At 63.4% G+C, this 13939-nt stretch carries 11 protein-coding genes and 2 tRNA genes; 2 read left to right on the plus strand and 11 right to left on the minus strand.

All coding sequences use genetic code 11. The features are described from left to right. Positions 1-51 precede the first annotated feature (51 nt). Entirely contained in the window at positions 52-1890 is a 1839-nt protein-coding gene (locus tag MFF62_RS00980; protein WP_238259067.1) for a cytochrome c biogenesis protein DipZ, read from the plus strand. A 60-nt stretch (positions 1891-1950) separates the two neighbouring features. After that, positions 1951-2682 (plus strand): peptide-methionine (S)-S-oxide reductase MsrA, encoded by a 732-nt coding sequence (gene msrA, locus MFF62_RS00985; RefSeq protein ID WP_238259068.1) that lies wholly within the window; start codon positions 1951-1953, stop codon positions 2680-2682. A 294-nt stretch (positions 2683-2976) separates the two neighbouring features. Here the strand turns inward: msrA and MFF62_RS00990 are convergent. The 11 genes from MFF62_RS00990 to MFF62_RS01040 all read right to left on the minus strand — a co-directional run bounded on the left by MFF62_RS00990 (position 2977) and on the right by MFF62_RS01040 (position 13933). Then, positions 2977-3053 (minus strand) — tRNA-Pro (locus MFF62_RS00990). Positions 3054-3109: 56 nt separating this feature from the next. Next, the gene (locus MFF62_RS00995; protein ID WP_238259069.1) at positions 3110-3547 is read right to left on the minus strand and encodes a MerR family transcriptional regulator; all 438 of its coding nucleotides are present in this window, start codon (positions 3545-3547) and stop codon (positions 3110-3112) included. Between the two features lie 204 nt (positions 3548-3751). Next, complete coding sequence (locus MFF62_RS01000; RefSeq protein WP_238259070.1) at positions 3752-4168, minus strand: integration host factor subunit alpha; 417 nt, start codon at positions 4166-4168, stop codon at positions 3752-3754. A 72-nt stretch (positions 4169-4240) separates the two neighbouring features. Beyond that, entirely contained in the window at positions 4241-6688 is a 2448-nt protein-coding gene (gene pheT, locus MFF62_RS01005) for a phenylalanine--tRNA ligase subunit beta (protein ID WP_238259071.1), read from the minus strand. Between the two features lie 66 nt (positions 6689-6754). Further along, the gene (pheS, locus tag MFF62_RS01010) at positions 6755-7786 is read right to left on the minus strand and encodes a phenylalanine--tRNA ligase subunit alpha (protein WP_238259072.1); all 1032 of its coding nucleotides are present in this window, start codon (positions 7784-7786) and stop codon (positions 6755-6757) included. Positions 7787-8006: 220 nt separating this feature from the next. Further along, entirely contained in the window at positions 8007-8363 is a 357-nt protein-coding gene (gene rplT / locus MFF62_RS01015) for a 50S ribosomal protein L20 (RefSeq protein ID WP_092595867.1), read from the minus strand. A gap of 28 nt (positions 8364-8391) precedes the next feature. Further along, entirely contained in the window at positions 8392-8589 is a 198-nt protein-coding gene (gene rpmI / locus MFF62_RS01020; RefSeq protein WP_006575466.1) for a 50S ribosomal protein L35, read from the minus strand. 178 nt (positions 8590-8767) lie between these two features. Beyond that, positions 8768-9289 (minus strand): translation initiation factor IF-3, encoded by a 522-nt coding sequence (gene infC / locus MFF62_RS01025; protein ID WP_238260055.1) that lies wholly within the window; start codon positions 9287-9289, stop codon positions 8768-8770. A 47-nt stretch (positions 9290-9336) separates the two neighbouring features. Further along, positions 9337-11244, minus strand: coding sequence for a threonine--tRNA ligase (gene thrS / locus MFF62_RS01030; RefSeq protein ID WP_238260057.1), 1908 nt, complete (start codon positions 11242-11244; stop codon positions 9337-9339). Between the two features lie 359 nt (positions 11245-11603). Next, positions 11604-11680, minus strand: a tRNA-Val gene (locus MFF62_RS01035). A 21-nt stretch (positions 11681-11701) separates the two neighbouring features. Then, positions 11702-13933: a RelA/SpoT family protein gene (locus tag MFF62_RS01040; RefSeq protein ID WP_238259073.1), complete on the minus strand. Its 2232-nt coding sequence runs from the start codon at positions 13931-13933 to the stop codon at positions 11702-11704. Positions 13934-13939 lie beyond the last annotated feature (6 nt).

Consider the following 13939-nt stretch of genomic DNA (forward strand, 5'->3'; position numbering starts at 1 on the left):
GCTTCATGCACGCGCCCTTCTCCGCTGCCCATTGATTTCGAGTCCATCGCCATGCTGCTGCTGATACTTGCCTACCTGGGCGGGGTCTTGACGATCCTGAGCCCCTGCATCCTGCCCGTGCTGCCCTTTGTCTTTGCGCGCGCCGACCAACCGTTCGTACGCAGCGGCCTGCCATTGCTGGCCGGCATGGGCATCACGTTTGCCGGCGTGGCCACGCTGGCCGCCGTGGGCGGTGGCTGGGTGGCGCAGGCCAACGAGTTCGGACGCTGGCTGGCCATTGCGCTGCTGGCCGTTTTTGGCCTGACCTTGCTGCTGCCGAGCCTGGCGGAACGCCTGACAAAGCCGCTGGTGGATGCCGGCAGCCGCCTGACCAACCTCGCCCAGGCCGACGGACGCCCGGCTGGTGCGGGCTCGTCGTTCCTGCTCGGCATCGCCACCGGCCTGCTCTGGGCGCCGTGCGCGGGCCCTATCCTGGGCCTGGTGCTGACCGGCGCGGCGCTGCAAGGCGCCAGTGTCGGCACCACGCTGCTGCTGTTGGCCTATGCGGCCGGCGCGGCCACGTCACTGGCCGTGGCGCTGCTGATCGGCGGCAAGGTATTTGCCGCGATGAAGCGTTCGCTGGGCGCTGGCGAATGGGTACGCCGTGGCATCGGCGCGGCCATGCTGGTAGGCGTGGGCGCCATCGCACTGGGGCTCGACACCGGCATCCTAACCCGCGTGTCGACGGTAGCCACGGGCGGGCTCGAGCAACGGCTGGTGGATACCTTCGCCGGGCGTCGGGACAACGGCTCCGACAAGGGTGGGTCGATGATGATGCAGGCCAATCCGCAAGCGATGACGCAGACGTCGATGGCAATGTCGGCCAAACCCGAGGCAGGCGGATCGATGATGCGCGCGGCCGACCATCCGTCCAGCCTGCCGGTCGAGGGCAAGTTTCCCGGCCTGAACGGCGCCGTCGAATGGCTGAACTCGCCGCCGCTGACCGCCGAGGCGCTGCGCGGCAAGGTCGTGCTGGTCGACTTCTGGACGTACTCGTGCATCAACTGCCTGCGCTCGCTGCCTTACGTCAAGGCGTGGGCCGACAAGTACCGCGACCAGGGCCTGGTGGTGATCGGCGTGCACGCACCCGAGTTCGCGTTCGAACGCAACATCGACAACGTCCGCAAGGCCACCAAGGACCTGGGCGTGACCTACCCCGTTGCCATCGACAACAACTTCGCCATCTGGCGTGCGTTCAACAACAACTACTGGCCGGCCCACTACTTCATCGACGCCCAGGGGCGCGTGCGCTTCCACCATTTTGGCGAAGGCGAATATGACAAGTCCGAAGCTGTGATCCGCGAACTGCTGGCCGAAGCCGGCCATGGCGATTCGGCCAAGGTGGCCACGAGTAGCACCAGTGCCCTGAAGGGTGTGGAGATGGCCGCCGACAACGACGCGATGCGCTCGCCGGAGACCTACGTTGGCTACGCTCGCGCCGAGAATTTCGCGTCGCCCGGCGGTGCAAAGCAGGACGCCAGCAAGGACTACAGCGCCCCCGCCCAGCCCACGCTGAACCAATGGGGACTGGCTGGCCGCTGGAACGTCGGCGACGAACACGCGTCGCTGGTGCAACCGGACGGACGCATCGTCTACCGCTTCCATGCACGCGACCTGCACCTGGTGCTGGGCCCGGGCAACGACGGCAAGCCGGTGCGGTTCCGCGTGACGATCGACGGCCAGGCCCCAGGCGATGCGCACGGCACCGACATCGCCAGCGATGGCACCGGCACGGTGACCGACCAGCGCCTCTACCAGCTGGTGCGCCAGACCGGTGATATCCGTGACCGTACTTTCGCCATCGAATTCCTCGACCCCGGCGTGCAGGCGTATGCCTTTACGTTTGGTTGATCGACGACATCGACGCGATCCCACATTCCACACTGATTTCGACAGCGAAAGGACTTCACCATGACTGCCATCACCACGCTGCAACGCTGGACCCGCCCCACCACACTCAAGATGATGGGACTCGCCTTTGTCGCGGCCATCGCCACCACGTATCGCGTGCCCGCCCTATCGGCCGAGGATGCCGTGAGAATTCCGGCGCCCACCGTCGACCAGAAGCCCGACGCCAATCGAACCGCCACCGCTGTATTCGCGGGTGGATGTTTCTGGGGTGTGCAGGGCGTGTTCCAGCATGTACGCGGCGTTACGCTGGTCACATCCGGTTACGCAGGCGGCGCGGCCAGTACGGCGCAATACGAGAAGGTTGGAACCGGCACGACGGGCCACGCCGAAGCCGTGGAAGTCCGCTACGATCCCACGCAGGTCAGCTACGGCAAGTTGCTGCAGGTTTTCTTTTCGGTTGCCCATAATCCGACCCAGCTCAATTACCAGGGCCCCGATCATGGCACGCAATACCGCTCGGCGATTTTCCCGCTGACACCCGAGCAGAAATCGGTCGCCGAAGCCTATATTGCGCAGTTGGGCAGCACAAAGGCATGGTCGTCACCGATCGTGACGCGCGTGGAAAACTACAAGGGTTTCTATCCGGCAGAGAGCTACCACCAGGACTTTCTCGTGAAGAACCCGAACTATCCGTACATCGTCTTCAACGACCTGCCCAAGATCGGCAACCTGAAGACCATGTTCCCGGATGTATATCGGAAAGACCCCGTACTGGTGTCCGCGGCAAAGTAAGAACGGCGGCGGTCACCCGAGCAGCCTGACCGCCGCGGTCACGATCCATCCTGCCGCCACGCAGGCACCAATCCATCCACATCCGATAAAGAGTACGTCTCGCCAGGTCATCAGTAAAAATACAGCCGCACGATGCAACGCCGTCGTGCGGCTTGTTTTCGAGTCCGATAGATGGGGTCAAGGCTAGACCATCCTTGGCTCGGGACAATGTCGGAGATGTAAGGAAAGGTTGCGCTGTATTGCAGCCAGAAATGAAAAAACCCGCTTGGTTTTCACCAAGCGGGTTTTTAATTCTGGTCGGGGCGAGAGGATTTGAACCTCCGACCACCTGCACCCCATGCAGGTACGCTACCAGGCTGCGCTACGCCCCGAAGAAGAACGAGATTATATCAGAGCCAACAGCAATGGCTAGTGGTTTGCGGGTAATTTATTCGTGGCCCGCGATCTGCTTGAGTTGCGCCAGCAGATGCTGGACTTCCACCAGTTCGCCGCGCAGCGCGTTGAGGTCGACGGACAGCACGCCCTGCGTTGGCAGATCGGCTTGCGGCTTTGCGTCGATGGTCTCGGCCGGCTCGCCTGCCCCGCCGTGATGACGGCCATCATCGAGTCGATTGCGTGCGCCGTTGATCGTGAATCCCTGCTCGTAGAGCAGTTCACGGATGCGGCGGATCAGCAGGACTTCATGGTGCTGGTAGTAGCGGCGGTTGCCACGGCGCTTGACCGGCTTGAGCTGCGTGAACTCCTGTTCCCAGTAGCGCAGCACGTGCGGCTTGACGGCGCAAAGCTCGCTGACCTCACCGATCGTGAAGTAGCGTTTTGCGGGAATCGGCGGCAGCGCAATGCGCTCGCTGGATTTTTCCGTCATTCAATGGAGAAGCTGATGTCTGCCCGATAAGGGCGAGACCGGTTGACGCGACGTTCGCGCGGCATTGCAGGATACAGATAGCCACCGCCTCGGGCAATCCAACCGATGTGGCATTTAGATACACATGTGTGCTGGCCGCGACGTTGTCGCTTCACCGACGGTTGACGCGCGCGGAGGCGCGTCGCGTCAAACCATGCGGTGCCGTCAGCCCGGAACGGCGAGCTCGGCGCGTTCCTCGACCTGGCTCTTGAGCTTCTGGCTGGCGTGGAACGTCACCACGCGTCGCGCGGTGATCGGAATGATCTCGCCGGTCTTGGGATTGCGGCCCGGGCGCTGCGCCTTGTCGCGCAGCTGGAAATTGCCGAAGCCGGACAGCTTGACGCTGTCGCCTTTTTCCAGGGCTTCGCGAATCACGTCGAAGAACGCTTCCACCATGTCCTTCGATTCGCGCTTGTTCAAGCCAACCTGGTCGAACAGCATTTCTGCGAGTTCGGCCTTGGTCAGCGTAGGCACCTCGGTAGCGCGGGCTTCCGGCGATGCATCATCAAGGGAGGCAGCGTGCCGGTCGTGCGCCTCGCCCAGGTCTGCAGCATTCATGGAAATCGCGTCTCGATCGTTCATCCTTGATCGCTCTCTAGAATCTGTCTGGCGATCCGCCCGGGAGCTGTGCCCGGGCGCTCCAACTGCGGTGGTTTAACCGCGCAGACGGGCTTCGAAGCCCGCCGTCAGTGCATCAATCATGCTACGTACCGCACTGTCGACAGTCTCGTCCTGGAGGGTCGACCCAGTATCTTGCAAGGTCACCCGGAAGGCAAGACTTTTCTCATCCGCGCCAATGGACGCCGATGCAGCCTTGGGACGGAACTCGTCGAACAGCACCAGGCTCTGGACAAAGTGGCCAAATCCGGCCTTGTCCAGCGCCGCCCGCATGGCATCTTCCATGTCCTGTACGCGCACCTGCTGCTTGACCACCACGGCCAGGTCGCGCACGGCGGCCGGGAACTTGGAGATCTCGGTGTACACCGGCAGGCCCACGTCGCGCAGCGCGTCGAGCTCCAGCTCGAATACCACCGGCGCGTTGGTCAGCTCGTACTCCTGCAGCCAGCGCGGGTGGATTTCACCCACCACGCCCACGGGCTTGCCGTCGACGATCACACGCGCGGCGCGGCCCGGGTGCAGCGCGGGATGCGCCACCGGTTCGAAGCGCAGCGTGCGCGGATGGAACAGTGCCTCCACGTCGCCCTTGATGTCGAAGAAGTCCACCGGGCGCGTTGCTACGCCCCACTGCTCCTCGAACGCCGGGCCGTAGGCGATGCCCGCCGCCATCATCGGCTGGCGATAGCCCGCCACGGTCAGGCCACCATCGGCGACGCTGGCGTCGCGGTGGAACACACGGCCCACTTCGAACAGGCGTACGCGCGCGGCCTTGCGGTTGAGGTTGTAACGGACCTTGTCCACCAGACCGCCGATCAGCGTCGAACGCATCACGGCCAGTTGGCTCGCGATCGGGTTCAGCAGGCGGATCGGGTTGTCGTTGGCGGCGAAATCACGCTCCCACTGCTCTTCCACGAAGGCGAAGTTGATCACCTCGTTGAAGTCGCGCGCGGCCAGCGCGTGGCGCACCACATGCTGCGAGCGGCGGCCTTCATTGGTCGGGCGCATTTCGCTTTCGGCGATGGGCGGACGGGCGACGATACGCTCGAAGCCATAGATCCGCGCCACTTCCTCGATCAGGTCTTCCTCGATCTCGATGTCGAAGCGGTAGCTCGGCGGCGTCACCTCGAACACCTCGCCTTCAGCGCCTTGCGAACGCGTGAACGACAGGTTCAGACGCTGGAACACATCAGCAATTTCCGCCGAAGACAGTTCGATACCCAACACACGCTCGGCGCGCGCCACGCGCAGCTTCACCGGCGCACGCAGCGGCAGGTTCACGATCTGGTCGTCCACCGGGCCGGCCTGGCCGCCGCAGATCTGCAGGATCAGCGCGCTGATGCGCTCGATGTGCTCGACCGTGGTGGCATAGTCCACGCCACGCTCGAAGCGGTGCGCGGCGTCGGTGGAGAAGTTGTAGCGGCGTGCACGGCCCTGGATGGCATTCGGCCACCAGAACGCAGCTTCCAGGTAGATGTCCGTGGTGTCCAGCGACACGGCGGTGCTGTCACCGCCCATGATGCCGGCCAGGCTCTCGATTTCCTTGTCGTCGGCGATCACGCCCACCTGCTCGTCCACCTCGACGGTGTTGCCGTTCAGCAGCTTGAGCTGTTCGCCCTTGCGGCCCCAGCGCACGTCCAGACCGCCGTGGATCTTGGCCAGGTCGAACACGTGCGACGGACGGCCCAGTTCGAGCATCACGAAGTTCGAGATATCGACCAGGGCAGAGATGCTGCGCTGGCCCGATCGCTCCAGGCGCTGGACCATCCATGCCGGCGTGGCGGCACGCGCGTTCACGCCACGGATGATGCGACCCGAGAAGCGGCCGCACAGGTCGGGTGCCGAAATCTTGACCGGCAGCTTGTCCTGGATCGACACGGCAACCGGAGTCATGTCCGGCAGCGTCAGCGCGGCGCCGGTCAGGGCCGACACTTCGCGTGCGACGCCGTAGATCGACAGGCAATCGGCCTTGTTAGGCGTCAGCTTGATCGTGAAGACCTGGTCGTCCAGGTCCAGGTACTGGCGGATGTCCTGGCCCACCGGCGCATCGTCCGGCAGCTCCAGCAGACCGCCATGGTCTTCCGACAGCTTCAGCTCGCGGGCCGAGCACAGCATGCCGTAGCTATCCACGCCACGCAGCTTGCCCACCTTGATCTCGAACGGCTTGCCACCGTCTTCGGCCGGGGGCAGCACTGCGCCCACCAGCGCGCACGGCACCTTGATGCCGGGCTTGACATTGGGGGCGCCGCAAACGATCTGCAGCGTCTCGCCCGTGCCGGCGTCCACCTGGCAAACGTTCAGGCGGTCGGCGTTGGGATGGCGCTCGGTGGCCAGCACGCTGGCGACCACGATCTTGTTGAACGGCGGCGCAACCGGGCCCACCTCTTCCACTTCCAGCCCGGCCATGGTCAGGCTGTGCGACAGCGCGTCGGTGGAGATCTTTTCAGGGTTGGCGAACGTGCGAAGCCAGGATTCCGAGAATTGCATGGCGCTTCTGATCCGGTAGGTATTCTGTGATGTCTGTAACGTTGTGCGTACGGTCTGCGGTCGCGATCAGGCGAACTGACGCAGGAAGCGCACGTCGCCTTCGAAGAACAGGCGCAGGTCGTTGATGCCGTAGCGCAGCATCGTCAGGCGCTCCAGGCCGGAGCCGAACGCGAAGCCGATATAGCGCTCGGGGTCTAGCCCCATGTTGCGCAGTACGTTGGGGTGCACCTGGCCCGAACCGGAAATCTCCAGCCACTTGCCGTTGCCGAACGCCATGTCGATTTCGGCCGACGGCTCGGTGAACGGGAAGTACGACGGACGGAAACGCACCTGGATGTCGTCGCGCTCGAAGAACTTGCGCAAGAAATCGGTGTACACGCCCTTCAGGTCGGCAAAGCTGACGTCTTCGCCAATCCACAGGCCTTCCACCTGGTTGAACATCGGCGAGTGCGTGGCATCGCTGTCCACACGATAGGTGCGGCCCGGGCAGATGACCTTGATCGGGGGCATCGGCTTGCCCGCGTACTTCTGCACGTGCATCCGCGCGTAGCGAACCTGCATCGGGCTGGTGTGGGTGCGCAGCAGCAGGAGCTTGTCGTCGCTGTCGCGGCCATCCACGTAGAACGTGTCCTGCATCGAACGCGCCGGATGGTTGTCCGGGTTGTTCAGCGCGGTGAAGTTCATCCAGTCGGTTTCGATCTCGGGGCCGTCGGCCACGTCAAAGCCGATCGAGCCGAAGATCTGTTCCACGCGTTCCCAGGTGCGCATCACCGGGTGCATGCTGCCGCGCGACACAGCGCGGCCGGGCAGCGTCACGTCGATGGCCTCGGCGGCCAGGCGCGCATTCATCAGCGCATCGGCCAGCGCCTGGCGGCGCGACTGCAGCGCGGCTTCCACCTGCTGCTTGACCTGGTTGATGCGGGCGCCCTCGCTCTTGCGGGTTTCGGGGTCCAGCTTGCCGAGGCCCTTGAGCAACTCGGTCAGCGCGCCAGTCTTGCCCAGGAAGCGGGCCTTTTCGTTTTCCAGCGTGGCGTTGTCGTTAGCGGCGGCGAAGGCGGCCTGTGCGTCGGCGACGATTTGATCCAGATCCAGGGACATGACGGCTATACGTGGACGGTGCGTGGATGATGCATGAAGGATTGGCGCTGCATCCGCCTGCCTATGTCGCAGACGCGGTGCATTGTCATTTCGGATGCCGTCCGCAAGAACGTCCGGCGCGGCATTCGAAATGAAAACGGGGCTCGGTGAGGAGCCCCGTTTCAGCAGACCTTGCGGTCGGTGCTTGCCCGGAAGCGCCTAGGCGCTTCCAGAACCGGCATCAGGCAACGGAGGCTTTCACCTGGTTGACGATGGCGGCAAAGGCAGGCTTGTCATGGATGGCCATGTCCGACAGCACCTTGCGGTCCAGTTCAATCGAAGCCTTCTTCAGGCCGTTCATGAACACGCTGTAGGTCATGCCATGCTCACGCGTAGCAGCGTTGATACGTGCAATCCAGAGAGCGCGGAACACGCGCTTCTTGTTGCGACGATCGCGGTACGCGTACTGACCAGCACGCATGACCGCCTGCTTGGCGATGCGATAGACATTATTGCGACGGCCGCGGTAACCCTTGGCAGCGTCGATGACTTTCTTGTGACGGGCCCGTGCAGTGACCCCACGTTTGACTCGAGGCATGTAAAACTCCTTTCGTTATCGTTTGGGGTTATGCGTAAGGCATCATTGCGCGAACGGACTTCAGGTTCGTCTCATGGACGTCCTGGGTGCCGCGCAGTTGACGCTTGTTCTTGGTGGTCTTCTTCGTCAGGATGTGACGCTTGAAGGCCTGGCCGCGCTTGAACGAACCGTTCGGGCGTGCCGTAAAGCGCTTGGAAGCGCTTTTCTTGGTCTTCATCTTAGGCATGAAAAACTCCAGCTCTATGACATGCATGCAGGTGGATGACTGACGCCATCGCTTGCAAGACCCGCATCCACTTGTTTTTGTACGCGGCACTGGGGCGCAAACCCCACACCACGCACGGGCTCCGCACAGGACAACGCCGGAATACCATCGGTATCCCGGCCGTCGCCCCACGCAAGAATCACTTCTTCTTCTTGGGGGCCAGAATCATCACCATCTGGCGACCTTCCATCTTCGGCATCTGCTCGACCTGACCCAGTTCCTCCAGGTCAGCCTTCAGACGCTCGAGCACGCGCGCGCCGATTTCCTGGTGGGCCATCTCGCGACCACGGAACCGCAGCGTGATCTTGGTCTTGTCCCCTTCTTCCAGGAAGCGTCTCAGGTTGCGCAGCTTGACGTTGTAGTCGCCATCATCCGTGCCAGGACGGAACTTCACTTCCTTGACCTGGATGATCTTCTGCTTGAGCTTGGCCTCATGGGCGCGCTTGGCTTCCTCGTACTTGAACTTGCCGTAGTCCATGATGCGGGCCACGGGCGGAGCCGCGTTGGGCGCGATCTCCACGAGATCCAAGTCCTTTTCCTCGGCCAGGCGCAGTGCGTCCATGAACTTGACGATGCCGAGCTGCTCGTTATCAACCCCTACCAGGCGCAGCTCAGGCGCGCTGATCTCACGGTTGATACGGTGACCTTTGTCTGTAGCGATGTTCCGTTACCTCAAGAAGACAAAAAAACAAGCCGTGCTTCACACCCTCAGGCTTTGCTGGAGACGTCGTTCTGGAGACGTTCCACAAACGCGGATACGGGCATGACACCCAGATCCACATTGCCACGGGCACGCACGGCCACTTGATTGGCGTCCCGCTCCTTGTCGCCTACCACCAACAGGTAAGGGATCTTCTGGAGCGAGTGCTCGCGGATTTTATACGTAATTTTCTCGTTACGCAAATCCGCCTTGGCCCTAAACCCTTGTTTTTGCAAGAGTTGCACGACGTTTTCGGCATATTCCGACTGGGATTCGGCGATGTTCATCACAACCACCTGCTCCGGAGCCAGCCAGGCGGGCAGCGCACCTGCGTGATTTTCCAGCAGGATGCCCAGGAATCGCTCGAACGAACCCAGGATTGCACGGTGCAGCATGACCGGACGTTTCCGACCGTTGTCATCGGCCACGTACTCGGCACCCAGGCGTTCCGGCAGCACCAGATCCAACTGCAGCGTGCCGCACTGCCACGAGCGGCCGATCGCGTCCTTGATGTGGTACTCGACCTTCGGGCCGTAGAAGGCACCCTCGCCCGGCAGTTCCTCCCACTCCACGCCGCAGGCGCGCAGTGCCAGGCGCAGGCCGTCTTCCGCGTGATCCCACACGGCGTCCGAGCCGGCGCGCTTTTCGGGGCGAAGCGACAGCTTGACCTTGACGTCCTTGAAGCCAAAGTCGTCATAGACCGAGAACGCGAGTTCGTTGAAGGCCTTCGCCTCTTCCACGATCTGCTCTTCCGTGCAGAAGATGTGCGCATCGTCCTGGACGAAGCCGCGCACACGCATCAGCCCGTGCAGCGCGCCCGACGGCTCGTTGCGGTGGCACGAACCGAATTCGGCCAGGCGCAGCGGCAGGTCGCGGTACGAGCGCAAGCCATGGTTGAAGATCTGGACATGTCCCGGGCAGTTCATCGGCTTGATCGCGTAGTCGCGCTTTTCCGACTCCGTGACGAACATGTTTTCCTTGTAGTTCTCCCAGTGGCCCGACTTCTCCCAGAGCGTACGATCCATCACTTGCGGCGTACGCACTTCCTGATAGCCAGCCTCCGTGAGACGGCCGCGCATGTACTGCTCGACGGCCTGCCACACGCTCCAGCCCTTCGGGTGCCAGAACACCATGCCGGGCGCCTCTTCCTGCAGATGGAAGAGATCGAGCGTCTTGCCCAGGCGACGGTGATCGCGCTTCTCGGCTTCTTCCAGCATCGTCAGGTACGCATCCTGGTCTTCCTTGCGCGCCCATGCCGTGCCGTAGATGCGCTGGAGCATCTCGTTGTTCGAATCGCCGCGCCAGTAGGCGCCGGCCACCTTCATCAGCTTGAAGACCTTGAGCTTGCCCGTGGACGGCACGTGCGGACCGCGGCACAGGTCGACGAAGCTGCCTTCACGATAGAGGCCGATTTCCTGGTCAGCCGGAATCGACGCGATGATCTCGGCCTTGTACTTCTCGCCCATCGATTCGAACAGCGCCACTGCCTCGTCGCGGTTCCACACTTCGCGCGTGACCTTCTCGTCCTTGCGGGACAGTTCCGTCATCTTCTTCTCGATGGCGGCCAGGTCCTCGGGCGTGAAAGGACGCTTGTAGGCGAAGTCGTAGTAGAAACCGTTTTCGATGACCGGGCCGATCGTGACCTGCGCGTCCGGGAACAGCTCCTTCACGGCGTAGGCCAGCAAGTGGGCCGTCGAATGGCGGATCACATCCACGCCATCGGCGTCCTTGTCCGTGACGATTGCCAGCGAGGCGTCGCCGCCGATCTGGTAGCTCGTATCGACCAGGCGACCATCGACCTTGCCGGCAAGCGCCGCCTTGGCCAGGCCCGAGCCAATGCTCTGTGCCACTTCGGCCACCGTGACGGGGCCGGGGTATTCGCGACGGGAACCGTCCGGCAGCGTGATTGCGATCATCATTGCACCTCTTGTGGATTCCACCGCGCCGGCATCTGGGCACCTGGGCGGGCGGAGCATAGCAACTTTTGTGACGCCAGCCCGTCAGATGCGACGGAGCGCGCATCGGACAACACCGGCAACGAATTCTTTCTGGCGGAGCCCCGCGCCCGGAACATCCCGGAACGAGGCGACGCGGCAGCTTAGCAGGATGCTGGCAAGCGACAGACGAAAAAAAACGCGGCCAAGGCCGCGTTATTCTGTGTTTCCCCGCATCCGCTGCGGGTCAGAGGCGCACCTCGACTACTGTCGCTAACCAGCGGTAGTAGTTCGAGTTGTCATGTTCATGGCGCGCTTCCGGCGTTGTACTGCATATTCGTTGGTAGGCTCGATTGGACTCGAACCAACGACCCCCACCATGTCAAGGTGGTGCTCTAACCAGCTGAGCTACGAGCCTAGTGAAGCGCAGATTATAACCTTATTTTCGCCGGGCGTGCAACACCCCCTGCACTTCTTCGATCAACGACAACGCCCGCTGCAGTTGCGTAGCCTCGGACACCTCCGCCGTGAACTGCATACGCGCCACACCCTTGCTCGACAGCGTCTTCACGCCGGTCACATTGATCTTCTCGCGCGACAGCACTTCGGAGATATCGCGCAGCAGGCCCTGGCGGTCTACCGCTTCCACCTGGATGTCGACCGGATACACGGCGTCGCTGCGCTTGCCCCACTCGGTCTGGATCACGCGCTCCGGCGCCCGCCCCGAGAGCTGCAGGAACGTGCTGCAGTTGCGGCGATGGATCGACACGCCGCGCCCGCGCGTGACAAAGCCGACGATATCGTCGGGCGGCGCCGGCTTGCAGCAGCGTGACATCTGCGTCATCAGCGAATCCACGCCCACCACCAGCACGCCGCTCTTGGCGCCGCGTGCCACGCTGGTGGCGCGGCTCTTCTTGGTGACGGCCTCTTCCTCGCTGAACTGCGGCTGCGCCTCGCCTTCCGGATGGCGCAGCGCATGCTCCACATGGCGCAGGCTGAACTCTTCCTTGGCAACGGCCGCGTACAGATCGTCGGTCGTCTTGAAGTTGAGCCGCGTGGCCAGGTCTTCCAGGCTGACGGCAGTCTTGCCTTCGCGCTGCAGCGTCTTGTCGATCAGCGCCCGGCCCTGCGCCAGCGTTTCCTGCGAATCGAGCGCGTTGAACCACGCGCGCACCTTGGAGCGCGCCCGGTTGCTGGCCAGATAGCCGAGTTCAACGTTCAGCCAGTCGCGCGACGGCCCGCCCTGCTTGACCGCGACGATTTCCACCGTCTGCCCGTTCTTGAGCGGCGTGTTCAGCGGCACCATCGAGCCGTCCACGCGTGCACCACGGCAGCGGTGACCCAGGTCGCTGTGCAGGTAGTAGGCAAAGTCCACGGGCGTGGCGCCCTGCGGCAATGCCACCACGCGCGCCTGCGGAGTCAGCACATAGATATGGTCGTCGATAGCCGCATGCTTGAGCTGCTCCCACGGCGAGTCCTCATGCGCGACCGTGTGGTCTGCCTCGTCCTTCCATGCCAGCAGCTGGCGCAGCCAGGCGATCTTCTCGTCGTAGGTGTTGTCAGCGGCGAACTGGCCGCTATACCCCTTGCCGCCCGCTTCCTTGTAGCGCCAGTGCGCCGCCACGCCGTACTCGGCGAAGTGGTGCATCTCGTGCGTGCGGATCTGCACCTCGAACGCGCGGCCGTCGTCGCCGATCACTACCGTGTGCAGCGACTTGTAGCCATTGGCCTTCGGCCGCGAAATGTAGTCGTCGAACTCGCGCGGAATCGGCTGCCAGATATGGTGCACGATGCCAAGCACCGTGTAGCAATCCTTGATGTCGTCGACGATCACGCGGAACGCGCGCACATCGTACAGATCGGCAAAGTCCAGCTCCTTGCCGCGCATCTTCTTCCAGATGCTGTAGATGTGCTTGGGCCGGCCAGTCACCTCGGCGCGGATCTCGGCCGAAGCCAGTTCCGATTGCAGCCGGGCAATGGCCTGCCCGATAAAGCCCTCGCGTTCGATGCGCTTCTCGTCGAGCAGCTTGGCGATGCGCTTGTACGTATCGGGCTGTTCGAAGCGGAACGCCAGGTCTTCCAGCTCCCACTTCATCTGCCAGATACCCAGCCGGTTGGCCAGCGGCGCGTAGATGTCCAGCGTCTCGCGCGCCACGCCCGGCAGCGGCGGGTTCTTGGTCTGCGCCAGCCAGCGCAGCGTCTGCAGCCGCGAGGCCAGCCGCACCAGCACCACGCGGATGTCCTGCGCAAACGCCAGCAGCATCTTGCGCAAGGCTTCCACCTGCTCGTGGCGCGCGGCCACCTGCGACTTTGACGATTCCGACACGTCGGTCTGCGTCACCGCGATGGCGCCGATGCGCAACAGCTGGCGCACGCCCTTCACGAGCCGCGTCACTTCCTCGCCGAAATCGGTCTCGATGCGCGCCTCGACCTCGGGCACGAACGCGGCCGCCGCGAACAGGCAGGCCGCGGCGCGCGCGGCATCGTCCACGCGCAGGCCATCGAGGATGCGCAGCATCCCTTCGGCGTGAGACAGCACGGTCTCGCCGGTTGGCAGCAGCACGGGCTTGTCGCCGTCCGCCACATCGCGCACAAAGCCGAGCGCGCGCTCGACGAGTCCGGCGTCGGGAATGCCCGCGGTCTGGCCGGTCAGCTCCGTCGACGTCACCATGTCACA

The sequence above is a fragment of the Cupriavidus pauculus genome, assembly GCF_022179805.1.
GTDB lineage: Bacteria > Pseudomonadota > Gammaproteobacteria > Burkholderiales > Burkholderiaceae > Cupriavidus > Cupriavidus pauculus_E.

Bases quoted from the DNA above. Each gene is read 5' to 3' on its own strand.
- MFF62_RS00980 (WP_238259067.1), top strand. From the start codon at position 52: ATGCTGCTGCTGATACTTGCCTACCTGGGCGGGGTCTTGACGATCCTG.
- msrA (WP_238259068.1), top strand. From the start codon at position 1,951: ATGACTGCCATCACCACGCTGCAACGCTGGACCCGCCCCACCACACTC.
- MFF62_RS00995 (WP_238259069.1), bottom strand. From the start codon at position 3,547: ATGACGGAAAAATCCAGCGAGCGCATTGCGCTGCCGCCGATTCCCGCA.
- MFF62_RS01000 (WP_238259070.1), bottom strand. From the start codon at position 4,168: ATGAACGATCGAGACGCGATTTCCATGAATGCTGCAGACCTGGGCGAG.
- pheT (WP_238259071.1), bottom strand. From the start codon at position 6,688: ATGCAATTCTCGGAATCCTGGCTTCGCACGTTCGCCAACCCTGAAAAG.
- pheS (WP_238259072.1), bottom strand. From the start codon at position 7,786: ATGTCCCTGGATCTGGATCAAATCGTCGCCGACGCACAGGCCGCCTTC.
- rplT (WP_092595867.1), bottom strand. From the start codon at position 8,363: ATGCCTCGAGTCAAACGTGGGGTCACTGCACGGGCCCGTCACAAGAAA.
- rpmI (WP_006575466.1), bottom strand. From the start codon at position 8,589: ATGCCTAAGATGAAGACCAAGAAAAGCGCTTCCAAGCGCTTTACGGCA.
- thrS (WP_238260057.1), bottom strand. From the start codon at position 11,244: ATGATCGCAATCACGCTGCCGGACGGTTCCCGTCGCGAATACCCCGGC.
- MFF62_RS01040 (WP_238259073.1), bottom strand. From the start codon at position 13,933: ATGGTGACGTCGACGGAGCTGACCGGCCAGACCGCGGGCATTCCCGAC.